The organism is Chryseobacterium ureilyticum (genome assembly GCF_900156735.1).
GTDB lineage: Bacteria > Bacteroidota > Bacteroidia > Flavobacteriales > Weeksellaceae > Chryseobacterium > Chryseobacterium ureilyticum.
In genome coordinates, this window is the sequence record NZ_FTOL01000006.1 from 114,061 (window position 1) to 140,537 (window position 26,477).

Annotated in this window: 26 protein-coding genes; 3 read left to right on the plus strand and 23 right to left on the minus strand. The window is 31.5% G+C overall.

From position 1 onward, the window contains the following. Window positions 1-233: 233 nt before the first annotated feature. A complete protein-coding gene (locus BW983_RS16525) occupies window positions 234-623 on the minus strand; it encodes a VOC family protein (protein ID WP_076553003.1) in 390 nt (129 codons plus the stop codon). A gap of 256 nt (window positions 624-879) precedes the next feature. On the opposite strand from BW983_RS16525, the gene deoD reads away from it, so the two are divergent. Beyond that, entirely contained in the window at window positions 880-1,590 is a 711-nt protein-coding gene (deoD, locus tag BW983_RS16530; protein WP_065396615.1) for a purine-nucleoside phosphorylase, read from the plus strand. A 66-nt stretch (window positions 1,591-1,656) separates the two neighbouring features. Here the strand turns inward: deoD and BW983_RS16535 are convergent, their stop codons facing one another. The 4 genes from BW983_RS16535 to BW983_RS16550 form a co-directional block, all read right to left on the minus strand. Next, window positions 1,657-2,442 (minus strand): TatD family hydrolase, encoded by a 786-nt coding sequence (locus BW983_RS16535; RefSeq protein WP_076553004.1) that lies wholly within the window; start codon window positions 2,440-2,442, stop codon window positions 1,657-1,659. A gap of 20 nt (window positions 2,443-2,462) precedes the next feature. Beyond that, complete coding sequence (locus tag BW983_RS16540; RefSeq protein ID WP_076553005.1) at window positions 2,463-3,509, minus strand: hypothetical protein; 1,047 nt, start codon at window positions 3,507-3,509, stop codon at window positions 2,463-2,465. Window positions 3,510-3,661: 152 nt separating this feature from the next. Continuing rightward, window positions 3,662-4,312 (minus strand): hypothetical protein, encoded by a 651-nt coding sequence (locus tag BW983_RS16545; RefSeq protein WP_076553006.1) that lies wholly within the window; start codon window positions 4,310-4,312, stop codon window positions 3,662-3,664. Further along, a complete protein-coding gene (locus tag BW983_RS16550) occupies window positions 4,305-5,024 on the minus strand; it encodes a DUF434 domain-containing protein (RefSeq protein ID WP_076553135.1) in 720 nt (239 codons plus the stop codon). The genes BW983_RS16545 and BW983_RS16550 overlap by 8 nt, the downstream gene beginning before the upstream one ends. 82 nt (window positions 5,025-5,106) lie before the next feature. Between BW983_RS16550 and BW983_RS16555 the strand changes: the two genes are divergently transcribed. Both BW983_RS16555 and BW983_RS24135 read left to right on the plus strand, forming a co-directional pair. After that, window positions 5,107-5,961: a hypothetical protein gene (locus BW983_RS16555; RefSeq protein ID WP_228409030.1), complete on the plus strand. Its 855-nt coding sequence runs from the start codon at window positions 5,107-5,109 to the stop codon at window positions 5,959-5,961. Window positions 5,962-6,077: 116 nt separating this feature from the next. Further along, window positions 6,078-6,941 carry a DUF4822 domain-containing protein gene (locus BW983_RS24135; RefSeq protein WP_076553007.1) on the plus strand — a complete coding sequence of 288 codons (864 nt, stop codon included), beginning with the start codon at window positions 6,078-6,080 and terminating at the stop codon, window positions 6,939-6,941. A gap of 69 nt (window positions 6,942-7,010) precedes the next feature. Here BW983_RS24135 and BW983_RS16565 read toward each other — a convergent pair whose 3' ends face one another. The 18 genes from BW983_RS16565 to BW983_RS16650 all read right to left on the minus strand — a co-directional run bounded on the left by BW983_RS16565 (window position 7,011) and on the right by BW983_RS16650 (window position 26,477). Continuing rightward, window positions 7,011-7,343 (minus strand): 7(1) septoil knot domain-containing protein, encoded by a 333-nt coding sequence (locus BW983_RS16565; RefSeq protein ID WP_076553008.1) that lies wholly within the window; start codon window positions 7,341-7,343, stop codon window positions 7,011-7,013. A 41-nt stretch (window positions 7,344-7,384) separates the two neighbouring features. Next, window positions 7,385-8,431 carry an MBL fold metallo-hydrolase gene (locus BW983_RS16570; protein WP_076553009.1) on the minus strand — a complete coding sequence of 349 codons (1,047 nt, stop codon included), beginning with the start codon at window positions 8,429-8,431 and terminating at the stop codon, window positions 7,385-7,387. 12 nt (window positions 8,432-8,443) lie between these two features. Continuing rightward, window positions 8,444-10,024 (minus strand): Na+/H+ antiporter, encoded by a 1,581-nt coding sequence (locus BW983_RS16575; RefSeq protein ID WP_076553010.1) that lies wholly within the window; start codon window positions 10,022-10,024, stop codon window positions 8,444-8,446. 128 nt (window positions 10,025-10,152) lie between these two features. Then, window positions 10,153-11,019 carry a helix-turn-helix domain-containing protein gene (locus tag BW983_RS16580; protein ID WP_076553011.1) on the minus strand — a complete coding sequence of 289 codons (867 nt, stop codon included), beginning with the start codon at window positions 11,017-11,019 and terminating at the stop codon, window positions 10,153-10,155. Window positions 11,020-11,114: 95 nt separating this feature from the next. After that, entirely contained in the window at window positions 11,115-11,804 is a 690-nt protein-coding gene (locus BW983_RS16585; protein ID WP_076553012.1) for a hypothetical protein, read from the minus strand. A 96-nt stretch (window positions 11,805-11,900) separates the two neighbouring features. Further along, window positions 11,901-13,649: an alkaline phosphatase D family protein gene (locus BW983_RS16590; RefSeq protein WP_076553013.1), complete on the minus strand. Its 1,749-nt coding sequence runs from the start codon at window positions 13,647-13,649 to the stop codon at window positions 11,901-11,903. Window positions 13,650-13,813: 164 nt separating this feature from the next. Next, window positions 13,814-14,596 carry a DUF5694 domain-containing protein gene (locus tag BW983_RS16595; protein WP_076553014.1) on the minus strand — a complete coding sequence of 261 codons (783 nt, stop codon included), beginning with the start codon at window positions 14,594-14,596 and terminating at the stop codon, window positions 13,814-13,816. A 379-nt stretch (window positions 14,597-14,975) separates the two neighbouring features. After that, complete coding sequence (locus BW983_RS16600) at window positions 14,976-15,818, minus strand: HNH endonuclease signature motif containing protein (RefSeq protein WP_076553015.1); 843 nt, start codon at window positions 15,816-15,818, stop codon at window positions 14,976-14,978. Continuing rightward, window positions 15,805-17,763 carry an AbiJ-related protein gene (locus tag BW983_RS16605; RefSeq protein WP_076553016.1) on the minus strand — a complete coding sequence of 653 codons (1,959 nt, stop codon included), beginning with the start codon at window positions 17,761-17,763 and terminating at the stop codon, window positions 15,805-15,807. Before BW983_RS16605 ends, BW983_RS16600 begins: the two co-directional genes overlap by 14 nt. 5 nt (window positions 17,764-17,768) lie before the next feature. After that, window positions 17,769-18,575 carry a hypothetical protein gene (locus BW983_RS16610; RefSeq protein ID WP_076553017.1) on the minus strand — a complete coding sequence of 269 codons (807 nt, stop codon included), beginning with the start codon at window positions 18,573-18,575 and terminating at the stop codon, window positions 17,769-17,771. A 2-nt stretch (window positions 18,576-18,577) separates the two neighbouring features. After that, the gene (locus BW983_RS16615; RefSeq protein ID WP_076553018.1) at window positions 18,578-20,455 is read right to left on the minus strand and encodes an AAA family ATPase; all 1,878 of its coding nucleotides are present in this window, start codon (window positions 20,453-20,455) and stop codon (window positions 18,578-18,580) included. 179 nt (window positions 20,456-20,634) lie between these two features. After that, entirely contained in the window at window positions 20,635-21,210 is a 576-nt protein-coding gene (locus tag BW983_RS16620; RefSeq protein WP_076553019.1) for a hypothetical protein, read from the minus strand. After that, window positions 21,207-21,524: a hypothetical protein gene (locus BW983_RS16625; RefSeq protein WP_076553020.1), complete on the minus strand. Its 318-nt coding sequence runs from the start codon at window positions 21,522-21,524 to the stop codon at window positions 21,207-21,209. Before BW983_RS16625 ends, BW983_RS16620 begins: the two co-directional genes overlap by 4 nt. A gap of 282 nt (window positions 21,525-21,806) precedes the next feature. Beyond that, window positions 21,807-22,931 (minus strand): hypothetical protein, encoded by a 1,125-nt coding sequence (locus BW983_RS16630; protein ID WP_076553021.1) that lies wholly within the window; start codon window positions 22,929-22,931, stop codon window positions 21,807-21,809. A gap of 2 nt (window positions 22,932-22,933) precedes the next feature. After that, entirely contained in the window at window positions 22,934-23,197 is a 264-nt protein-coding gene (locus tag BW983_RS16635) for a helix-turn-helix domain-containing protein (RefSeq protein WP_076553022.1), read from the minus strand. Window positions 23,198-23,282: 85 nt separating this feature from the next. Beyond that, window positions 23,283-23,915, minus strand: coding sequence for a ribonuclease H1 domain-containing protein (locus BW983_RS16640; RefSeq protein ID WP_076553023.1), 633 nt, complete (start codon window positions 23,913-23,915; stop codon window positions 23,283-23,285). A gap of 118 nt (window positions 23,916-24,033) precedes the next feature. Next, window positions 24,034-24,867, minus strand: coding sequence for a tetratricopeptide repeat protein (locus BW983_RS16645; protein WP_076553024.1), 834 nt, complete (start codon window positions 24,865-24,867; stop codon window positions 24,034-24,036). Further along, window positions 24,864-26,477 carry a glycoside hydrolase family 19 protein gene (locus BW983_RS16650; protein ID WP_076553025.1) on the minus strand — a complete coding sequence of 538 codons (1,614 nt, stop codon included), beginning with the start codon at window positions 26,475-26,477 and terminating at the stop codon, window positions 24,864-24,866. The genes BW983_RS16645 and BW983_RS16650 overlap by 4 nt, the downstream gene beginning before the upstream one ends.

Here is a 26,477-nt window from a genome sequence, read left to right on the forward strand (position 1 = left end):
GGGATTGGTATTAAATTGCGTTTATTTGATGATGGGATAAGAAAATTGAAGGTTGGAAAAGCCAAAATGATGCTTTTTTAATTGCCACGAATGCACGAATTATTTCTTACTTATAAATCTATGTGGTTTATTTTTTACCATATAGATACATAGAACCTAATGTCTTATATACTAAGTCGTAAAAATTCGTGTATTCGTGGCAAAAATACAGATTGATTTTTCACAATGACGGTTTAAGCAACAATTTCAATGATATTGTTTTCAGGATCGAGGATGACGCTTTCATAATATCCATCGCCTGTTGTTCTGGGTTCTCCGGCGATTGTATAACCATCTCTTCTCAAAGTTTCTGTAAGCTCATTTACTTTTTCTTTAGTGTCTACAGAAAAGGCAAGATGAATAATCCCGAACTGCTGGGATTGGTAAGAGTTTTCACTTTCTTTAATATCCGGTCTTGTCATAATTTCAATACGGCTCCCCTGATCAAAACTAAGGAAATAAGATTCAAAATTTTTAACTGGATTGTGGTATTTTTCATTAGAAACAGCTCCAAAATATTTCTGATAAAACTCTTTTGATCTTTCAAGGTCTTTTACCCAAATAGCGATATGCTCTATTTTCATTTTTTAAATTTTAATATGGCAAAATTACCATGCTTGTGATAGGGATACCTGCTCTCTATTATTGTATTATTGTTCTGTATTTACCTCTTTAATTTTTAATGTAAAATAAGAATAAAGCGATTAAAATATTGAGTTAATAAAGCTTTACTATTTTTAAAAAGAATTCTTTATCAATTAGAAACAAAGACTCTCAATCTGTTCGTTATGAAGAGATCAATATAAAAGTTATTATCTTTGTGCCAGTCAAAATAAAATTATGAGTATTCACATCAGTGCAAAAAAAGGAGAAATTGCTAAAGTAGTATTGCAGCCGGGGGATCCGCTTCGTGCACAGTATATTGCTGAAAATTATTTAGAAAATGCGAAACTGGTAAGTAAGACCAGAGGGATCTTTTATTATACAGGTCTTTACAAAGGTAAGGAGATCACTGTAGGTGCCAGCGGAATGGGTTTCCCTAGTATCGGAATTTATTCTTTTGAGCTATTTACAGAGTATGAAGTAGACACAATCATCAGAATCGGGACTTGTGGTGCATACAATACGGATCTTAAACTTTTTGATATTTTAAATATTGAAAATGCTGCAAGTGAAAGTACTTATGCTAAATATGCATGGGGAATAGAAGACGAAATCCTTTCTCATCAGGGAAATATCTTCAACACGATTAATGAAACTTCTAAGGAGTTATCTACAAATGCAAAAGCAATCAACATTCACAGTAGTGATATTTTCTACAGAAAAGATCCAAACACTCCTGAAATTGCTACAAAATACAACTGCCCTGCAGTAGAAATGGAAGCTTTCGGATTATTTGCGAATGCTCAGCACTTAGGAAAGAATGCAGCTACAATCCTTACGGTAACTGACATCATCCCGACTCACGAAAAAATCTCTGCTGACGAAAGAGAAACAGCTTTGAAACCAATGATGGAATTGGCTTTAGAGTCTGCAATTAAGAGTTTATAAGAGACATTTGCTTTTAGCATTTGAATCCATAAAAAAAGAGCTTTACTTTATAAGTAGAGCTCTTTTTTATATTCTGAAAAAATTTCTGGCGGTTTCTGTTGTTTCATCAGCAACTTCGGAAATGCTGATCTTTTTCAAATGGGCAATCGTCTGTGCAACATAAGGTAGAAAGGACGGTTCGTTTCTTCTGTTCTGAATCCTAGGCATATTCTTCGGGAGCATAAATGGTGCATCGGTTTCAATCATCATTCTGTCGAGAGGAACATACCTGATAACATCTTCCAAATGTTTGAACCTTTTCTCATCACTGATCGCTCCGGTAAATCCTAAGTAAAATCCTTTATCCAGATATATTTTTGCTTCTGCCAATGTTCCGGTAAAGCAATGTACAACGGATTTAGGCAACTTAGAAAGATATTCATCTGTAATTTCATTAAACCTTTTGAAAGCAGATCTTTCGTGAAGGAAAAGAGGTTTATCTACTTCAATTGCCAATTCCAATTGTGCTTTATAGCATTTTTCCTGAATGGGTCTTGGTGAAAAATCACGATCGAAATCCAAACCACATTCTCCAACTGATATGACATGATCTTTCTTCAGTAATCTTCTCAATTCATTGCTACTTTCATGATTAAATGATTTTGCATCATGAGGATGAATTCCGGCTGTTGAAAATAAAATATCAGGATAATCTTCTGCAATTTCTGCTGATTCTTTACTTCCGCGGATGCTTGTTCCTGTAAGAATCATATGATCTACCCCATTATCCAAAGCGCGGTTGATGATTTCTTCTTGTTCGTTATAGAACTGTTTATTGGTCAGGTTAATGCCAATATCAATGTACATATTCATTTGTTTTAATTTTTTTGTTATTATTTTGCTCGTGTTGTAACTTCCCAATTTTCATTTTGTTTTGGGTTATCTGTAGTGTTCATTACAAGCCTGAATTCAATTTTTCCTTTGTCTTTAGTGGTAAAAATTTTAAAATAAAGATTCCCTGTTTCAACATATTCTTCTGATGGCTGATGAGTAAGATAATACGTCTGAATCATGGAAAGATCTTTCTGAAGATTAGTATTTTTAACCAAAAAATCCAGGAATTGTTTTCTTTTTTCTACGATTGATTTCGAACTTAGATCAGTTGTTTTATAAGTTCCTTCGAAAACGGCGACCAGATTATCACAACCTGAAAGTTCAGCAGTAGCTTCGAATTTATCAGAAGTATATTTTTCCTCAACAGTTTCTGTGTAATTGTGGATATCAATGCTCCTTTTATGTTCTGAAACAGATTTAAAAACCTTTTTATCTTTCCATTTGGCAAGGTTACAACTTGTGAGATAAGATTCTTCGTAAACATTTCCATCTTTATAGACAAAGGAAAGCTCCGTTGATTCTAAGCTGTCAACCGGTTTGCTGTAAGAACGATAGTTTTGTGTTGCTGCTGTTTTTAATTTTCCGTTTTCATAGGATAGCCCGTTTATAATATTATAGGAAAAAGGTGCGTATTCCAGAATTTCATGTCTCTGGCTGATCTTATTGTCTTTTCCCATGATGATATAAAGGATCTCAGAATTGGTATTGGAATTTCCACCCAACATCCCTTCGGAGTTTCTTTCTATGATATAATCTGTAATACCGTCGTTATTAAAATCTTCGGAAGCAATCTTCTGTAAAGTAACACTATAAGGGTCTTCATCATTTTTAAAAGAAACCGTATAATTTTTATAATCTATTTCTTTCGGTTTTTCACTTTTTACCTCTTCATCCAATAATACTTTAAGAATATCAAAATCTTTTTGAGCTTCAGTGTTTGGAACAGGTTTTACGGCTGCTAATGAATCTTTTTTCACTTCAGGTTTATTTTCTTCTTTTCCTTTGCATGAAAACAGAATTAAAGCAATTATTACAATATATTTCATGTGATGTGGTGATTTGTTGATGGTAAGTTAAATCATTTTCAAATAATACTCAGTATTCAGATTTTTAATAATTGTTCTAATCTAAAAAAACAAACCCTCAGTTCTACTGAACAAAATTACCATCCAGGAACGCAATCTTTTTGCGCAGTAAATTATTCGTTGATAAATTTTTCCAGAAAACCGATCAGTTTTTTTCCTCCATAGCTCCAGCGAATCCCGTGTCCATCTTTTTCTCTGACCTCAAAGACAAGTTCATGTTTATAGTGAAAGAAAACGTTCCACCAGGTTCTATTTTCCAGGATATAATGAATTTTCTGCATTACTTTTTCCTGTTTCTGTTGGTTATTTCCTTTTACTTCGCCCCAAAAATAGTCATCTATTCTTCCGATATGCTTTTCCCAAGCGCGTTGTGCAATGGTAATTTCAGTATTAAAAGGTTCTTTACAGGCTTCAATCAATATCTCATTTAAAGGTGGAATAGCCTGCTCATCACGAATACTTGCAGAAGTGAGCCGTTGTCCTAAAACAATCAGCCAATCTTCAAATGGAATGGCTTCCAGATGTCTTGCTTTTACCTCATCGGTTTCAACACTGTTAAATATGTGGATAAACTGATTGAAAATTTCTTGTCTGCTAACTTTTATTTCTTCATTAAAGTAAGGATGGTCCCAATCCAGCATATCATCCTTAAACTTTTGAATGTTCTCTGATAGTTTTCCCAAATGCTCTTCTGCTAAAACAGCATGATATTTTTCTTTCCAAGAGTCTGAAAATAAAGGAATATAACTTTCAAATTTATTCATTATAAGTCTGTATCAGATTAACAAATAGTTTTTCTTCTTTGATCAGATAGGCAATAAGATTAAACCATTCCCTGCAATAATCCAGAATCCATGCATCGGAAGAAATTATAATTCCTGACGTTTCTGCAAGAATTTTATCCGGACTGAATTGCAGTTCCGCTTCCCAGCTGAGGTTATGATCCGCAGCAAAATCTAGAATGATCTGTTTAATTCTTCCGCTATTGGAAACCGGCTGATCAAATATCCACACCAATTTTTGGGCATGCCTTTTCTTGAAAAAAACAGAGACAAGCTCAATTGCTTTTTGAGTTTGATTTACCCTTTTATATGTTCCATGAACTCCGGAAAGGTCACGGAAACAGCCATCAAGCCCTTCGAAGATATAAGCTTCAGACAAAAGGCTTTCCAATAGAATCAATACGTTGAAACCATCGAGATAAATAGTCTGATCTTTTAGGTCTGAGACATTTAACTGCTTTAGTTTTCTGTTACGAATCTGTATATCGGATGCAGCCGCTCCTCTCAAAACCTGTATCTGTCTTGTTTTCAAACGATATCTGTTACCCACAAGTTCGGATGTTGCTTTTTCTGCATATCCTCTTGTCAGTAAATACTGCATATCCTGAACAGCCAGTTTTAGCTTACTTATCTGCTTCTCTGAACCGAATAATGTATCGTCACCCGTATTTTTCCCGCGGTTTCTGTTATTCATATTCAAAAATAGAGTTTTTAGGCTAAGATTGGGTTTATTTTCTGATTGGTTATTTGTACTTTTAAAGAAAATGCACAAGATCATGAAAATATATAATTCATCACTTATTCTCTTACTTTTCTTCAGTTTCATTTTTTCAAATTGTGAAAACAAAGGGAAAAATATTACCACAACTTTCTTATCCAAGAATACGACAAAAAACAAGTTGAAAAATGTAGAAAATTTTGATAAAAACACCCAAACAATTCATGTTCTTGTCGCATTGTGTGATAATAAGTATCAGGGAATAGTTCCTGTACCTGAAAAAATAGGGAACGGACAGGATCCTGATCAGAATTTGTATTGGGGCGCAGCATATGGTATCCGAACTTATTTTAAAAAGAGTAAGGACTGGAAGCTATTAAAGTCAGAGAAAAAAGATTCTATAAGGATGGAAAGACTTATTTTCCAACATATTTCCAAGAAAAATTATTATCTGGTTGCGGATGCTTATGATGGTCAGTATATTAAAAACTGTACAGCAGATTTTCTTTACAGCAGTTCGGGACAGATGAAGGATGTTCTTACTATCAATAATACCCGCATCGGTCTTTATGGAAATTCCAGACTTGTTTCTTATATAGGACATGATGGTTTAATGGATTTTCAGTTATCGGAGTCTTTTAAAAACACAGATAATCAAACGAGAGACTGTATTATTTTGGCTTGCTACAGCAAAAAATTCTTCTCTCCACTTTTAAAGGAAACTAAAGCCAATCCTTTGGTATGGTCCAGCCACCTGATGGCTCCTGAAGCGTATATTCTTCATGATGCTTTAGCTGGTTATATCAATAAAGAATCTGCTGAACAAATCAGAAGCAGGGCGGCATTAGCATATTCAAAATATCAGAAATGCAGTGAGAAAGCGGCAAGAAACCTATTGGTGACAGGCTGGTAATATCATTTTACTTCCTTATAATAAGTTATGTTATGTTTTCTACAACAAAAGAGATATTTCATACAACGTTTTGATATTTATTCGGGATAAGTTTGCAAAGACTTAAAAATACCCTTATGAATACACTGAAAAAACTATGTTATTTGTCTGCAGCGATTCTTTTATCAGCGCCTTTCGTATCATGTTCCAATGATGATGACACTGAAATTGTTATCGAACAGCAGACTCCTTCACAGGTTCTTGCTTCTACTCCATGGGAAACTACGGGAGCTAAGGATAAAAACGGAAATAGTGTAGCATTAACTGATGCCAGTGTAGCTGGTTATGTAGGTTTTGCTTACTTTAAAGCAGACGGAAAGTTTGCAATTTACAGCCTGACTGACGTATTAAGATCAAGAGGAACATGGTCTGTAGATGCACAGGGAAAAACAAGAACTATTGCTTCTTTAAATCCTGATGGATCTACAATTTTCACCCGTGATGTGGAAATCCTTGTTCTGAATAAGAATGAATTCACATACAGAATTCGTCCTAATGCAGCCGATCAGACTATTTATTATGATATTATCCACACAAAAACTCCTCATGCTGAACCAACGAACGGACAGCTTACGTTAGCTTCTACTCCTTGGGAGACTACAGGGGCTAAGGATAAAAACGGAAATACTGTAGCATTAGCAGATGCCAGTGTGGCGGGATATGTAGGATATTCTTACTTCAAAGCAAACGGAACTTTTAAAATCTTTGGGTTAAATGATGTTTTAAGATCTCAGGGAACATGGTCTATTTCTCCGGATGGAAAGAAAAGAACTTTAGTCGGTTTAGATAATAATGGAAACGTTACCTTCACTCGTGTTGTAGATATTATTACATTAAATGCAACTACTTTTACCTATAGAATTACTCCTGATGCAGTAAACAATCCTACTGTATATTACGATATCATCCATACTAATGTGCCTCATAATGAGCCTCAGTAGAGATTATTTTTTTGATAATAAGGAAAACCTGCTCATTGAGCAGGTTTTATTGTTTTTATGATATTGGTCTTAATTAAACAGTGATTTTTTTTCTTTATTTACCCAGCCTGCTAAGCTTTCATAGTTTACATAATAAATTTTCAGGTCTGCGTTGTAAGCACTGCTTGTAAAATAGATTCTCTTACTGGCAGTAACTGCCTGATTGGTAAAGAACCATTTTCCACGATTGACGTCAGCCATCGTACTGTTTGTTACTTTGTATACTTTTAGATCAGCCTGATATGAATTGTCGACAACCAATACTTTTATATCTGCCTGATTGATGTTCTTAGTTTCAAAAACTTTCTGAGCTTTCATATAAACTCCTGAGAGAAGCAATAATATGGATACTATCAGTTTCATAAAGTATTTGTTTTTAAACTTAATAAAAGATACGGATTATTTTACCAATATTCTTCCCACCATTTTTTCCAGACTGTATTTTCCAACTGATCAAGATCTACTTTATCGCCTATAACCGGCAAAGTAATAGGTTGATTATTTTCTTCTGCATTTTTGGCTGCAAGTTCTACAGGTTCAAACCATGCGTGCTGAGCTAATTTGAATTTTGAATGGTGTACCGGGATAAAGTTTTTTGCTTTTAATTCTTTAACCTCGCCTATCAGCTGATTTGGTAAAGTATGAATGTAGGGCCATTTTTCATTATATTGTCCGCATTCCATAACGGCAAGATCGAATGGTCCATACTTCTCACCTATTTCTGTAAAGTGGTTTCCGTAGCCACTATCTCCACCTAGAAATAATTTTTTAGTAGGAGTTTTCAGTACAAAAGAAGTCCAAAGTGAAATATTCCTGTTCAAAAGTCTGCCGGAAAAGTGTCTTGCTGGTGTAAGAGTGATTCTAAATCCTTCAGCGATATCAATGCTTTCCCACCAGTTTTTTTCAATGATTTTTTCCAGATCCCAACCCCAATATTCAAAGTGCTGTCCTGTTCCCAAGCCACAAATAACTTTTCCTACTCTGTCTTTTAAGCTCTGAACGGTTTTATAATCCAGATGATCCCAATGGTCATGAGAGATCAACAAAAAGTCGATATCCGGCATATGTTCCGGCTTATAATAATCTGCTCCCTGAAATGCTTTGATGGAACCTGGCATCGGAGAAGCATTTCCACTGAAAACAGGGTCTATCAGGAACTTCTTACCATCAACCTGTATAAGATAAGAGCTATGTCCAAACCATATTAAAACATTCTCTTTCGGGTCAAGTTTCTTCAAATCCGTTACTACAAACGGAAGCACTGTTTTAGGGGAAGTATTTTCTACTTTACATAAGCTGTTCAAAAGTGCTTTGGTCATACTTTCTCCTTCCAGTAATGGTGGTGTGATAAGTATATTCTGAAATCTCCCGTTGATATAATTGGGAAGTGTACTGAAGTATTCCTTTCTTTTTTCATCAGGAAACTGCCCGAGTTGTTTTACTAAATTCATTTCCTTATTTTTTTACATTCTGAGTCTTTCTTCTTCGAAATCAAGTCTCGTTAAATAATGTCTTATAAATTCTTCGTCAATATTTGGATTCCGTCTGTTTTCTTCCCGAAGCCAGATTCTTTGTACTTCTAATGTTGTAAAGTAAATTTCTTTTGCCTCATCAGAAAGTTTGTGAACAGAGTCTTCTTTATCTTCCTGCTCCCAACGGTCCATCAGCTTATTGAAGTATTCGTTTTCATTTCTTCTATCTTTATAATTTTCGTTAAGATATTTTAAAGCTACACGACGCATTCCTTTCCTTAAAAATTGTTCTGACTCTTCTTCTGACAGATATCCACCACTGGAATCTGATAATTTAAGTTTCTTTATCAAAGCTGGTAACGTTAATCCCTGAATAATCAATGTAGCTAAAATCACGATAAAGGTAATAAACAGGATGAGATCACGATGAGGAAAAGGCTGTCCGTTATCCATCACCACAGGAATGGATAATGCCGCTGCCAATGAAACCACGCCACGCATTCCTGTCCAGCTCATTAATATAGGTGCTTTCATTCCCGGATCTCTGTCTGCCACATTGATGAAATTTCGCATGATCAGTGTAACAAAAACGGCTCCAAAGGAAGATAAAAAACGAACAACAATGAGTACAGCGGTAATTAATAACCCATAGGTAACAGCTTGTGTAAGGCTGATTCCTTCTTTATCCAATCCGACCATAATTTCCGGAAGGTCTAATCCGATCAATAGAAAAACTATTCCGTTGATAAGAAATACGAAACTCTCCCAAACATTGGAACCTTTCAATCTTGATTCTGAAGTTCTAAAAATTTCATGTCTTCGAACGGAAAGAAATAATCCGCCGCTCACTACAGCCAAAACGCCCGATGAATGAACTTCTTCTGCCACAATATACATGACATAAGGTGCTATCAGACTAAGGATAGCATCCATATTGACATCAGTAGGAAATATTTTTTCAATTTCAAGAAAAATAAAAGCTAAAACCACGCCTATTCCCAATCCCCCGAATACCATCCATCCAAAGCTTAAAGCTGCATCCTGCCAGATAAATTGTCCGGTAGCCACCGCCACCATTGCAAACCTGAAAATAATAAGGGAAGATGCATCATTGAACAGACTTTCTCCTTCTAAAACGGTAGATACATTTTTAGGAACTTTTACAAATTTTAAAATTGCACCAGCACTCACCGCATCAGGTGGAGATACAATTCCGCCCAGTACAAAGCCCAATGCTAATGAAAACCCGGGAATATATGAGTTGGCTACAAAAGCTACCGTTATTGCGGTAAGAAACACAACTATAAATGCAAAACTGGTAATGATCCGCCTCAGTTTCCATATTTCCTTCCATGAGACGGCAAAAGCAGCTTCATAAAGTAAAGGAGGTAAAAAAATAATAAAAATAAGTTCGGGATCAATTTTTATTTTTGGTAATCCGGGAATAAAGCTGATCAGCAGTCCGGCAATCACCAAAATGATAGGATATGCTACTTTTAAACGATTGGCAAGCATAACAGCCCCAATAATTACAAGGACCAATCCTAGATAATAAACGAAATTTTCCACCATCTGTTTTCAATTAATTTTAAACCAATTTAACTATTTTTTGAGAAATATGATGGTATTGAATGAACATCAATATTAATAAATCAATAAAAATGCTGCTAGGTTTTGGCTACATTAGAATATATTTTTCTTTATTGGTTTCTGAAAACTTTGGGTGATAGTCCTGTTTTTTTACGGAAGAATCTTGCAAAATAATTGGGATAATCGAAGCCGAGGCTGTAAGAAATTTCACTAACGGAAAGGTTTGTATTTTTGAGTTTATCTTTTGCTTCTTTTACGACATAATCGTGAATGTGATCCAATGGAGATTTTCCCGTAAAATGCTTGATGAGGTCTCCGAAATAATTAGGTGAAAGGTTACTTTTCTGTGCAAAATATGCCACTGAAGGCAATCCGGCAACATTATCATTTTCTCTGAAATAATTATCAAGATTTTTGTAAAACTCATCGATTACTTTGTGATAAATTTCACTTCGGGTATCAAACTGACGATCATAAAAGTCTTTGACATAGGTAAGAATCAGATTGACGTATGAAATGACAACTGTTCTTGAATAATGTTCTTTCTGGAATTCATGATGTGCCTTTCTGAAAAGGTCCCAAAGTATACTCTCCTCTTCTTTTGTCAGAAAAAGAGCTTCATGATTGTTATAATGTACAAAGCTATAATCTTTGGCGTATTTTTCAAGGTATTTTGCATTTATCATAATACAAAGACCGGAAAATGGTGGCGCGATCTCCCATTCCAAGGTATTTTGGGGGCAGTCTGCATACAAATAGGATGAGTCTGACTGATCTTCCAGCAGTTGACGGGATGTAAAGTTAACTTCTATCGGGGGCTTGATTGCGAGAAGATAAAAATCGATGGTAACAGGCTCTGATTTTAGTCTGATATCATTCTGAGTTTCAAAATCTACAATGTGAAGATCGTCACTTTTTAAGTTATCCACATTCAGATAATTACAAAATTCCGGTATGTTTAATATTTTTATACTCATTGTGCAGATTTCAATAATGGGGTAAAATTAAACATTCTGAACTGTTACCTTATGAGACAAACCAAGGTAAAACGGATACATTTTACTGATCTGTATTATAATATTGTAATAATAAATATCAGCAAGAGACTAAACAGTAACATAATACCTATTGCCACAGCAGCTTCACCAACATGTCTCATGTACCTTTTTCCGTCAAATGTAAATTTTCCAGGATGAATACTGAACTCTTTAAATACAAATGGGTCTATTTTCAAATCTGGTCTAAAGCGAACGATTCCTTCTATAAATCTTGCCCGTAAAGCTCTGCCGTTTTTGATATAGTGAGTACAGCCAATATCTGTTCCGTCAAATACCACTTTAATCTCATTACCATCAATTCCTACAGCCAGAATCCATGTTTTGACTTCGGTTGTAAGATAAACCTGATACTTGTCTGAAAGGTAAGATGATCCCAACTGACTATAAAGAACATCACGTACACTTCCGTCTTTTTTATAAAAATGAATGCCTTCATCATCTACCCTAATCTTTCTTATTGCTACACTCATATTTTTTTTCACATGATGGAAAAATCTATACATTCCTATTGCCCAAACCGGATAATACAGAAGGGCAAAGATGATAAGTATCGGTACATTCCCGGAAACCAAGAAAGGAAATACAGCCAGTGCGACAAATACGACCAACAATATTGCTCCTCCAAAAATTCTGATTAACCAGGTCATTACCCAGCCAGGTTTGGAAACCAACGGTAAAAAATCTTTTCTTGTATCCTCTTGCATCTGTTTAAAATACAAAAAAAATAATAACAAAAAAAGAGCCTCAGTGATATTCTGTGACTCTTAACTACAAAACTGAAAATAAGATATGTTATAAAACTATGCGATTGTGTATGTTTTTTCTGTGGTGACGTTATAAGTATCGGAAACTATGTTATCTACAAACCTCCATTCTGCCACAGCATCTCCAGCCGTATATTTCACATGCAAATACCCTCTTTTGTAAAGATTGGTATATTCCAAATCATCAATCAGAGATGAAAATGCATCAGCTAATGCTATCGCCTGGGTAGGATCTGAAGTGATACCCAAATAACCTTCCAAGCCTGGTGAAGAAACGGAGCTGCATGCCAGTTCAGTACCAATATCTTTCCCAGTTGCATCGGTTAACTTTCCTAACCAAGCATTGTGTGTATCACCTGCTAATACGATTACTTTTTTCCCGGCAAGGATGGAATAAAGTGCTTCTCTTTCCATAAAATATCCGTCCCATGCATCAAGGTTATAGGGTAAAGTGGTTTTGATTCTTGCAATCTCCTGAGCTGTCAACGTTGAATCCTGTAGTTGGTATCTTTTTTTAATGGTAATTAACTGAGTAATGGTATTCTGAAGAGCTAGCATGGTAGCCGGCTGCGCGCTTCCATGTTGTTTTATTTCTGCTAAAATCTGATTGAGTAACATTAATAATTCTGCGGGAACCATCATTTTAGTCATTAAGATTTGCTGTCCCAAAACTTTCCATTTTGCAGTATCAGCATTGATCTGGGATCCCAGCCATGCCATCTGTTCGTTTCCGATCAGCTTTCTGCTTGGACTTAAAAAATCTGTCTGAAACTGTGATTGATTAAAGTTTCCTGTAGTATCCAGATAGTCTGAGTATTCCAATTGTTTGTCTCTTGCAATGACTCTCGTATCCATCATATAAAGGGAAAGTATATTCCCAAAGTTGAAACTTCTGTAGATTTTCAGATCTTTTCCTGTTTTAAGAGGTATATATTCACTGTAAGCCTGGAAAGCTGCCATTTTTCTTGCCTGGAAATCACCTTCTTCAGGCTGATGATTTTCTGCTCCGGATTTATAGGTATCATTTGCAAATTCATGATCATCCCACACACAAATGAAAGGCTTTTTCTGATGTGCCAACTGAAGGTTTTTATCGCCTCTGTATTGTCTGTATCTTTCTCTGTAATCGTTTAGGTTAAGTATTTCCTTTGCCGGTTTATGGGCTCTTCCCAATTGATTGGTATAAGGGTTTGTTCCGTATTGCCCAGGAGCATATTCATAGATATAATCTCCAAGATGTACCACAACATCGGCTTCAGATTTAGCAATCGCTCCATATACATTGAAAAGTCCTGCAGGAAAATTGGAACATGACACAACTGCCATTTTCACTTCATTTACAGAATCTGCTTTGGAAGGTAATGTAAGAGTTTCTCCTATTACACTGGATTCTTTAGTTTTAAGATTATAAAACCTGTAATAGTATTTTGTATTGGAAGGAATATTCTGTACATCCACTGCAACTGTAAAATCATTAATCGCTGTTGCATTTGCCTGACCTTTTCTAACTACTTCGGAAAAACTATTGTTTTTGCTGATTTCCCACGAAATTTCTGCATCTTTTTCACCTGAGTATCTTGTCCAGATAATCACTCCGGTTGCGGTAGGATCAAAGCTTGCAACTCCGGTATCAAAACCAGCATTTTTTAAATCATTGGGAGCACTTCCACTCTCTGTGAAGTCATCGCTGCAACTTTCGATCAAAGGAGCTATGAATATCCCTCCGACTGCTAATAGTGAGTTTTTAAGAAATCGTCTTCTGTTAAGTGGATTATTGTCTGCCATTATTACTTTTTTTGCAAAGCAACGGCATCTGAAGAAGAAGGCTGTTAACTGAGTTTTAATTATTCTTTATGCTTTTTTTAAACATATGTTTAACATAATATTTTTTTCTAAAGCAATGAATAATTAAAAATAATTTGAGAGGGCGACTTGCCCTCTCAAATTGTTTATTTCAGATAATCAAAAACATTTACAGCCTGATATTTAGGGCTTCGTTTTAAAAACTCACTAAAAAATGCGGCATGAGTAGCCCCAGAAATAATAAGGACTTTATCCTTGTCCGTAAGCGGAATCTGATTAAGATTAGAATACATTCTCAGATTTCTTCTATAATATTTGGCTGCTTCATCTGCTCCCTCAAAGTTATTTGCTGTGCTTACATGGGTTAAAATATCAGCATTGGCTGTAATCAAATCCTGTAAAGTGGATTCTTTATTATAATCAATAAGTTTTTCTTTTACAGAGAGATTTTCCTGATTTTTCAGTTTTCCAATAAAAGTGGGTATAAAACTTTTATAAGTAACGCTATCTACCTGATTTTTCAACTGGTAACCTAGTCTATAATTATATTGTCCCGTTTCCTGTTCATCAATTCCATATATTTTTTTAACATTTGCGATTTTTGCAATCTGATAAGCCAATAGTGAAACTTCACCTTCATAAGCTGTTTTAAAGTTTTTATCCTTTAAAAAGTTCTGATAATCATTCTTGATCTTTTCATTCTCACCTGGAAGAAGCTCAACACAAATGATTGTTGGTTTAAACTCTGCAAGCAGTTTTGCTATTTCAAAAACTTCTTTTTGACTTTTCTCACTTTTCGGATCAAAACTAACTTTTGCTGCATCCGGTGTTTTCCCCATATGAAAGGTAGCAAAATTAAGTACTTCAATCTTTTGTGCTGATAAACACATGGTCATCAAAAATCCACAAATAACACTTATTCTTTTCATGATTATAATTTATGGTTCAAAAATAGAAGCTGAGCAAAAACAAAACAACCCTATATCGACAAATAAGGGAATTTATCCGATGAAACAATAAAATTTCAGATTTTACTGAATGACTTTCAAAAAGAATGTATAAACTAAAATTTTAAATCCTTTTTATATACATTTTTAAAATCAATAGGAAACTTTAGAAACAAGAATTATTAAAATAATGGAATACGAAAACAATATAATAGACTGATAAAGTAGTAAATAGAAAAAGCACTCAAGTAGAGTGCTTTTCTGTGGTCCCACCTGGGCTCGAACTAATATCTTATTTTTCCAATATTTAATGGGCTTTTAGCAATTCATGAAATATTAGGGGAGAAAAATAGGGAACTTTTCATTGTATAATATACTTTTCCCAGAACTCAGTATTTTCTATTAAAGACAACCTTAATACAGATTTCCAATAGTTAAATCCGTACGCTTCCTGAATCTCTATTTCTTCTTCTCTCAAAAATTTTTTTATTTCTTCAATGTCCTTATTGAAACGATAATATCCTTTAATCGGTTTAATGATTTCAGTAATTACTTCATTCGATTTTAAACGCATTCTTTCTAATAGGTCTAGTCTTCCATAATGATTAGAAATAGTTTTATGTAAAGATGCGCCAATATCTTCGGGATTATATAAATTAAAAGTAACTAAAGGTATATCATCTGAAAAATCAAAATCTGCTTTTAAATATTTTTTTGATGGAAGTTTATCTAAATATAAATTTAGAAATAAACTTTCGACTCCGTTAAATACATATTTACTTTTTTTACTATTGCATTCGGAACAACAAGGAAATAGATTTAAAGGATTAACAGAAAATTCGGGAAAATCTCCTTTGGGAATGAAATGATCTAATGAATTTACAGAATTTAAAGTACAATATTGACAGGTAGCATTTATGGTTATTATTTGACTATCTAATATTTTTTTCTTTAACTTTTTAATAATTGCAGATTTATATTGATACAAATTAATTAAACAATCCTTTCTTTCACCAGAAAAGCCATATGGAGTTAAGTTATAAATCTCATTGTTATCAAACTTAGTAGAGTACTCAAAATAAAGTAAACCTATCATCGGTTTAACTGAAGACAAAATTTCTTTTGCTGTTCCTTCCTCTTTCCTTTCTACAGCTTCCTTATATACATCAAAACAATTTGCATCAAAACTTTTAAGATTCTTCATCCCTATTTTTAACTAAGCTTTTAATTAATATTTTCAGATTTAAATTTAATGGCACATCCCCTTCTATAAGACTTTCAATTTCTTCATAAGATTTCCCTCCATTGACAAGGCTCTCTATAGTTTTTACGTAATATTTTGAAACATCTCTATTCCCAAATATTTCTTCGGTAATAGTAGATAGGTTTTCTCCAAATGTTTCAAACTCTAATTTTCTAACTCTTGGAATATTTTCATCCTTTTCAAAAACGTAAATACTATCTGAAAAGACTTCTCGTACGACTAAAGGAGAATGAGTTGCAATAATACAATACGAATCAAATTCTTCTAATAAATGAATTATCGCAGACATAAATTCAGTTATCGCATTAGGATGTAAATGTGTTTCAGGTTCATCGAAAATTAATAAAGAATTATACCTAATATTAGCGACAATCTCTGTAATGATATAAAATAATGCTAATTGCCCTGAACTCATTTTATCAATAATACTAGATATTTTTTTAGTATTTATTTTTATACTTATATCTTCATTATCTCGTAAAAGCTCAATATCAGTAACTCCTCTAGGAATTTGAGTAATTTCGTTTAATAGTTCTTCATCAATAAATTCTTTAATTATAAAGAAATATTTATTCAAAACATTTTTTTCGGTTAACTTATACATAGAAGAAACTAATTTTGATTTTATTTCTTCATGTCTCAATGGTCTTTTTTCCTCTACATTAATAAGACCACAAAATAAAAAATTAAAATCTAATTTATTTTTTGTTTTTTCATAAGCATCAAAATAACTAAATGAAGCAACTATTATTTTTCCATATAAAGGAATTTTTGGAAGAATTTTTCCAGAATCTTTTAAAGAAAGTTTTTTGAGTAAGTCTTTTATTAATAAAGTTTTCCCAACTCCATTTTTCCCAATTATACTATAAATTCTTTTAGGTATGGATTTATTTCCCTCGAAATTAAATTTAAAACTTACAGCAAATTCAGAATACACTGGAGTAAAGATATAAGTAAAATTAAATAAATCCGAAATATCACCATAAGTTAGCTTAGCTCTTATAGTTCTTAGGATTTTTTCAGATTCTTTTTCATTCCTACATAATGAAGTAATAAATCCCTTCTCATTTTCAAATTTTTCACAAATAGAAGGAAAATAAGCTACATCATTTAAAGCTGCAAGTACAGATAAATATTTATCCCCCAATGCTTCTTTCAATTCAAAATAATAAGACTCTCTAGAAGACAGGCTACAATAATCATTATTTAGTTTATAAAATTCTTTATCTAAAGAATCGTAGGTAATATCTATATTTTTTTTTAATATTCTTACTTTTCCAATATAAAACTGTGTTCTTTCAGAATCATAGTAGCGAAGTTCAAATCTTGTTTTAAAACCATAATCATCCCAAGAATCATACTGTAATACAAAACAAGGATATTCCTTAATAATTAAGGCTTCTTTTTTTTCCGTTACTAAAAAAAGAATATTATTTTCTGGAATATCAGAAATATTAAAACTTAAATCTGATTCTCTAATTGTATAAACGACATCACCCTCAAGATCATAATTTTTAGAAATTTGATAATTAAATTTATCTAAATAATTATCAATAAGAGCAGAGATAACAATTCTATCATCATTAGGAATATTGTCTAAAAGGGCTTCTAAAAAGCTCTTAAATAAATCATCAGTATCCAGAATTTTAAATCTTTCAACAAACGTATCCCAATAATTCCAATCGTCATTATTAATTAAATGTTGAACAGCATCATCGTAGGCATTAATATACCTAGAATCTTCGGAAGGTAAGTCTTTTAAATTTAGAAATTTAGATAGAAAGTCGACTAAAGTATAATTAGTATTCAGCCCGAAAGGATTGTCAAGAGAAATAATATCATTAAATATTCTCTCTTTTATTTCATAAGGTAATTTAAATTCCATGCTAATTATTTATTAAAATCACCTTTAATAATATCATCCAACAAATAAACTTTGTATAGATAAGCTTTGCCACAATTACAGTAATCTTTTGATTTTAATTCTACAATAACATATTTATCATTTACATATTTAATATTAATACTCTCAAGTTCCTTTAAATCTTTAAAAGTTTCTTTTATATCACTTTTAAGCAAAGAAAAATTTAATAAATAATCGTAATTATAGATAGGTGGAAAAACTAATACTGTAGTTATCAAAAATAGACAAACTACTTTTATGATATTTTTATTTCCAAAAAGAAAATGAAAATTAGGGTTTCTTTGTGTTATTCCAAATAAAAAATACAATACCATTAGAAGTATGGGGCTCGCAAGTAAAGCAAAGAAAATATTAATTAAATTAAATTCTTTTTCTAGATTTCTGAATGCATTTATAAAAACATAATTATCTAAAATATAATCTTCAATTCCTATTAACAAAAGAAATATGCTTAAACTTATAAAAAACATTCCTGCCGAATAAACTTTAAATTTTTCACATAAAAGCAGCAACATATAAAAAAATCTAAACCAAATATAAAACACAATAAACAATAGTGCTGACATTAAAATTATAGCCAATCCATCAGGAATAACTTGAGAAACAGAAAAGAATCTCACCATCTCAGGCTGAATCGTAAATAATCTAAGTAATTGTTCTAATCCTCCTAATACAGAAGGTATAACAACAATTAAAGCTATATTATCTTTAATTATACTATAAAAATATTTTACATCTAATTTGAACCCTAAAAACTTCTCAATCCAATTCATAATTATTTGTTTTCAATAAATTTATAAATACTTTCGGTCAACTTTTCAATTGCTTTACTTTTACGTAAAATTTCCCAAGAGAATCCTTTCTCAGCTACCAATTCACTTAATGCTCTTTTATTCTTTAAAGTTCCTATATTTCCTTTCTCACCTATTTCATATTCAGATTGATTTAAAATAAATTTCCCAGCAATTTCACCTAAACTAGTCCTTATATCATTTAAAAACTCTCCAATATATTTTTTTGAATAATTATTAGCATCTATATTTTTTAAAACTTCATGAATTTTTTCATCAATCTCCTCTCTGTTTTCAGAAATTATTTTTTTATTACATAATTCTATTAGAATGCTTTCCCAAACACTATTGGGCAAGAAATTTTCTATTTCTCTATGGGTTCTAATTATTTCAGGAATAAAGTTATCAGATTTTACATCTTCTAATTTAGCAAGTCGTTTTCCTTTTTTTGAATCAGCTCTTACATTATCACTATCTGCTAGTAAAAAAATTCGATTTGATAATGACATAGCATTAATATCTTTTATCATTTCCTCTTGCTCTTCTTCATCAATATCATCAAACAAATAATGATCTAAGTTTGTCCCAGCATATTCAAAAAAGGCAAAATCAATATCTTCTTTAGGATATTTTTTTCCATTATGCTTACAATAAGATTTTAAAAAAGCTCTAATATATATTCTATCAGAAACGCCTTCTACCCAAATACTACAATTAGCCATAAAAACTGATGAATTATTTACACCAATATTTTTTAGTACGTCATTATCTCCCGCATTAACATTCTTAATTATTAGCTTCTTTTCTCCATCACTTTCAGTTTTAGAAGAAAAAGAATAAATCGAAATACTATCTTTTTCAAGAGTTAAATCAAGAAAATGATTAGAATGAGTAGAGATGAAATATGTTAAATTCTTTTTTGACAAATCAGGGTTAGCAATTATTTGTTCTAAGAATAATCGTTGCATTCCTGGATGAAGATTTATTTCAGGTTCGTCAATAAAAACATAAGAATTGTCTTTTGCCATAAATATTTTATACATAAGAATTATTAACGCCTGAATACCATCTCCTAGATTATATAAGTCACGAGAATGCTTCTCTCCTTCAATATGAATACTAATAATTTCTTTTGTATTATTACCTTTACGGCTCTCGTCTTTATCAAACTCTGCAATTATATCTATCGCTTTTCCATCAAAAAAGTTTCTACTAATAAAGCGTTCAAAGTTCTCAAATAATTTTCGCGTTTCTCTCTTTGAGTTTCTAGTATTAAGAATATCTTTATATAAATGAACTCCCGTAAAAATCTCAATATCTTTATCTAATGAGTAATTTTTACGCAAAGTATGCAAAAGAATATCATCCTCTATTTTTTCATATTCATATTTTACACCAAAATTGGTAAAATTTTGCTCTTCTTTAGTTTGGAGATATAAAGAATGGGCGGTTCTTAAGGTAGGTATATAATAAAATTTAGGACTTCTAATTTCCGTGGTTATTTTTAAGTCGCGCGGAAGTTCATAATTTGTAAAGTGTCCAGTAGATCTTAATAAATCTATACTATCCTTAATATTATATTCCCGCTTTAAATTTGGTAATAAAGAGTAACGTCCTTTAAAGTCTATATTAAATTTGTCTATTTTCTTATCAAGAGAAATAAAAATATTTTCGTCAAGAAATAAAAATCTATCAAGAGACATTAAGTATCTCATAAATTTACTTTTCCCACTATTATTTGTACCAATGAAAATATTAATTTTATTTAAGAAAGGGAGATTTTCTAGAGGTTGTAATCCGTTATTTTCTTCAATAAAATAGTTATCTGATTTTTCTAGCAATAATGTTTTATTACTTTTCATAGTTTTTAGTTTTTCAAAAATTCGTTTCGAATTATCAAAACGGAAAATCACAGAATGTCTTGATTAAAAACATTTCTAATACAATTAAATATTATTTTTTTTAAATAGCTCTCTCATTTTCTCAGCAACACGACTAGCAGACACATCCTCGTATCCGTCAATAAAATAGTAATCTTCATTTAATTCATCTTTTGAGCTTTTAATTGATAAGCCAAAGGAAGGTCAAAAAGTCCAGACGAAATCATATCGGAAGATTCTTCAATACTAATTTTTATTACATTACTATTCAAAAACCATAATAAATCTCCTAAATATGTTTTGTTAATTATTTCGCCAACTCTCTTAAAATCCTCGTAATCAATATTTTCTTTAATATATTCTGAAAACATCACCCCTATAATTTCAGCTTTAACATGGTCATCAGCCCTATCTATCAAATAAATCAGTTTTTCACCAATTTTTATTCTTTCATCTTTAGAATCTTCAATTTTCTGAATAGCCTTAATTCTTTTTTCTTCGGGAATATCTTTAAGTTGATTTAAAAAACTTAATATTTTTTTAGAAAAGATTCTATCTTGGATACTTAGCATTCCTTTATTTAAGTTTATCAAAGTTCCAATTATCGGAATATCTTTCAATATTCCATCTTCTAAATTTGAATCAATAATAGCTTCTCCAATATCTAAGGAAGCATTTACAATTTCATTAGATTTTATAAATTTTATTGATTCTATAAGGCTTTCATTTATTTTCATTCTTTCAAATTTTCAATAAAACTTTTTAATCTTTCTAAAATCTCAGGCATATCACGAGAGAAATTTCTAATAGTAAATGTTCCTTCAAGAGAAACAGCTCTTTCATATACGGTATTTCCTATTGTTACAATATTATAGAATTCATCATCTTTATTAATATAATTTTCAGCTCTATCTACCAAAGTATTCAATCTGGACTCAATATACTTTTTACTATTTGACTTTGCATTTTTATATTCATAATGCACATCATAAAATTCCTCTAAGACTTTACTTAAAAAAATATATCTGCTTTCCAATTCAGACTTTTTCATAATTTTAGTTTTTAATTGTTTAATATTTTCAATAGCAAAAAATCAATCAAAATTTCTTAAATATCGATCTATACTAAAGCAAGTTTTAAATTGATTTTTGAGGTATTTACATCGTTTTCTGATAACATTAAATAAAACCTTTAGATTAAGTATCATTGATTAATAACGAAATTATTTCAGCAAAAAAATTTCGCTTAAAACCTATTTACCCTTTAGTAGTAGTAGTAGTAGTAGTTTTTACGTTTAATATATAGGTTATATATAATTAAATAATCACAAAATTTATTGCGTAGCTATACTTTTAAGTCTTTTCGATAATTCATTCCTAAATTTTTCAGCATAAGAAGGCTTACTTTTTACTCTGAATTTCATATATAAATCACCGTAATCTTTTTCTCTTTTCAGTCTATCTCTCTTTAAAAATGGAAGCAAATGTCTTCGGAATTCATCAAAACCTTTATTATCTACTCCATCATTTTCAAAATCAAGATATTTCAAACCCAGATACATTAGATATTCATCTATTGGGGTCTTGTCCTTTCCTTTTCCTTTTACACCATGAATTGCTTTTCCTATTTGTTCGTAAATAATATACTTTTCTATTTCTGGAGAAAGTACATCAACAAAAGTAAAATTATCAAATTTATTTAGAAGCATATCAGTTAGATTATTCCAACTTCTTTTTAATTTGTCTAACGTACTAATATCACCAAAGTCCTTAGGAAGAACACCACTAACCGTTTTGATTTTTATTTCATAGCGAATGTATGCTTTAATTTTTTTAGCACCTACTTTTAAAATATTTCTTCTTGCGGCAGGTTGACTTTCAAAAATTTCTCCAGTATGAAAAGCTCTGTCTAACTTATCATATATTGATACTTGATAATTTTTGCCTATGAACTTAACTCCAGAATTTTCATAAACATGCTTTCTAGGTAGATTTTTTAAACTTCCAAAACATGACATAATACCATTCATTGGAGTTTTAAAATGAAGAGTTACCCCTAATTCAATCTGCGTTATTTTTGCTTTCCAAAAATCTTCTTCATCTATATCAAGTTCATTTGCCCAATATTTTATTTCTCTAACAAAATCATTATAATGCAAATCACTCATTGCAATATTTAAATCGCTCTCATGGGTTCTGATCCTATTAAAATAAGTTCTTCTAATATTTTGTTCAAACCAAAGCTTTCCAATGGTCCCGTTTTCTTTTCTATCATATATTATTGAAAAATAGTCAAATTCACGTTCTTTAGGTTTATCTGACTTATTTTCCATTTCTCTCTTCATTTTTTTGTAATAACCCCTTTCCTTCCCGTAACCGATCGGGTATATATCAAATTTTTGCAATGCTTTTTCAGTCAGTTCCACATTTTCAATATAAAATCTAATTACATCAACCATTGTTATTTCTTTAAAAATTTATCAATATCAACTTTTTTAACCATAATTCTTCCATTTCTTTTAGGCTGATAAACTTTTAAACCTGAATCTCTATACCTATCGAAAGTGGAGCGGCTAATTCCATAGACTTTTAGAACCTCATCCACAGTAAATGTTTCTTTTAAAGTTTTCTCCTCTAAAAACTCTTCTAATGATTTTACTCTCTTTTCTAAAGCTCTCAATCTTTTTAGAAGAAAGGTATTATTCGGTATCTCTTTACCTTCCATTAAATTATGATTTAAATTTCACATGAAAGTAAGTATTTTTAAGTAATATTAACTTTTCAATATCTAGGTATATTCCACAAAGCATTTATTTTCTTCCAAAATCAGCAGGGTTTTCGCCCCAAGCTTTTGTTTCCCATTTTAGAACCTTATTAGAATACTCATTATTTTCTAACCATTTGATAGCTCTATCAATTAATTTAAAGAGTTCTATATTTTTATCATTCTTTTCCTGGCTGGTTCTAACTTTCTTATTTTTCACCCAAGACATAGCATTTTTACTATCAGAATAAATGGGAATATTTATATTTTTTTTCTGACAATAAGCTAACCCATGAACAATAGCAAGAAATTCCCCAATATTATTAGTTCCTCCGTCAAATGGTCCCTGCTTAAATAAAACTTTCTTAGTCTTGGTATCGACACCTTGATATTCAACTATTCCTGTTACTACATTACAAGCTCCGTCAACGGAAATACTTTCTTCAATAGGATCGCCAATGAGGGCTAATTCTTCTTTGCTTAATGTTGGCTCAAAAATATCGACACCTACAAATTCCTTACTATCACTATTAAATGCTTTTTCGGCTAGTTCTCTAGTTAGAAAAGACTTAAATACAGCATTAGGAAATCCATGTGTTTGTTCCTTACATTCTTCCCAGCTATCAAATACTCCTGTTTTATGTCCTTTCCAGACAACATAAAATTTTTGTTTTCCCATAATTCTTAATTTGTGATGATGTTATAATATAATTTTATGGTAAAAGCTTAAGAGCTATTCAGTTTTATACTCCCTAACCTTAGCTAAGAGTATTTTCAACAAAATTAATATCAAAAAATCATTTTGTCCTTTCCCAAACTCGTTGAGGTATTTTCTTCAAATCTTTATTTTGGGATTTCATTAGCTCCACATATTTTTGGTAGTTCTTAACCGCTTTTTCTTTTTCTCCAAGATTCCAATAGCTATCTGCAAGATTAAGATAGGCAACAATCCTTTCAGGAAATTTATTAATAATTTGCTCTAAGAGATAAATTGATATGTTATCATCCTTTTCTGAAAGATAGTATGCTAAATTATTATATTTATCAATATTACTAGCATTAATAGGAATATTCTTTAATAGTTCTCCAAAATCTTCTATTGTATACTTTAAATCATTTTTTTTAAAATCTTTAAACTCTTCATTAAATAACCTGTTACTTACTTTCGCTGATAGTGCAACATCTTCTAAATATTTCTTTTTATTTGGATTGTATTTTTTGTCGTCAATCCCCAAAGAATAAGGGAAATATTTTATATCAATATTAGAAGTAATATTTGCTGAATTTTCTATATATGCAGTTTTATACAAGAGCCAGTTGTCATATTTAGGGATATATTTATAATAAGCCGTTTCTGAAACACCAACACAACAGTTTCCAGTTATTTGAATTTCTTGTCGTTTATTTGAATAAATATCAATATTATCTACACCAGCCCCAGCTCTATCATATAGATGATTTAAAGGAATTTTATTCAGAAATATTTTTATTTTTTTTCTATTAATATCTATAAAAGCAATGTTATTTTCATCGTTAATTATTTTGTCAGGAATATTATCATTATCTAAAAAAAACTGACTATTTCCCCAGAAAAAGGAAAAAAAACAAATTATATATATTACTTTTTTCATTTCTTTAATTTTTTTAATCTTAAAGTTGCAGCATCTATAATCTTAACCTTTTTTATATTTTTCTTTTTGTCAACAATAACAATATCATTAAAAACTGGATTTTCTTGAATGTAGTACCAATTTGAATCAGAAGAAGTGCTAGGAAGTAAATCTAATAATCTTTCATAACCTTTAATTGCTTCTGCTGTATTGTAAGTACAACCATCTTTTTTAGCATCTTTATCGTGCCAAAGCCCCCAAGCAAAAGCAAATCTTGAAATTTTGTATGAATTACTATTTTCAAAAGTGTAATTTAAAGTTACTTTTTCGCTATAATTTTTACAAGTCTTATATATATTATCAAAACAAATCTTGAGCTTTTTATACCTGTCATTGAATCCAACATTCCCACCATTTATTAGGTTTGTAATGCAAATGAAATCATTTTTATCAGCCATAGAATTTAATCCTTTTTCTTCTTTCCAAAACCAACCAGCAGATTTTACATTATGAGGGGGTAATGCCATTTTCTCCCTATTTGTTTCTGTAGATGTGAAATCTTCGGTAACATTTTTTCCATATCTACGATAGTTAGATTCTCCCGTTATTTGCATAATTCCCCTTCCTTTATAAGGAGAACCACTAGATGCATGTTTACTTTTTTGCTCAGAAAGAAATATTAAATAGCCTGATTCATGAAATATTTGAGCTAAAAAATGACTTTTTCTAATGCATGTATTAATTTCATATTTCTTCATTGTATCATTTAACACATCAGCATATACTTTAGCTTTATTTTTACTCACTCCTAAGGTGATGAAATCTTCAATTTCTAACTCTTTATCACAAAAACATTTTTCTTTTTTCTTTTCTTTCTCATCCTCTTTCTTCTTCGGAGCTTCTGGAAGCCCAGTTTTCTGCGGAGCCTGCGAATCCTGCGGAATACTAGGCTGTCCTATTTCATTTTTTACCTTCAACTCTTCTTCATAGAAATTCGCTTCATTGTTTCTTTCCCAGACCTTTACTTTGTAACGATGCTCACTTGCAGACATATCTTTTTGGGTCTGCATATACATTGCAGGATTTAACAATATTGCTTTTTTAGTTTTAACAATACCGTTTTTCTGAATAACCTGCATCGGTTCAGAGTTTTTTGCTACTTCTACATCCTGCCCGTTTACCGTATCATACATCTTAAACTCAACATATTTCCCCAACATATTCAACGTGTAAATCTGAAGGTTTACACTATTCATGTATTTTAATTTACTGGTATCTTGTATTTTATATTCTACATCAAGAAAAAATACATCAATGATCTTTATTTCTCCATTGGCTTGTGGAGTAATATGAAGTTCTACCGTTTCATCTTTATACGTTGCTTTGAGTTGTAGGTTTTTACCTTGCAGGTTTTGTAGAAATTTATACGTAGTCAATCTTCCTTTTTTTTGTCCCGAGAACGGAACTTTTTCATATTCGCTATACTCATTAGCCCAATAGACCTGCCATAAAATATCATTATCATTTACGGTATTCACATCAACAGCTTCTGAAAAGGTAATACGATACTCCGTAACTCCTCCAATCAATGGAAAACGTTCTCCGTCTATTCCTTTTAATATTTTTCCCAT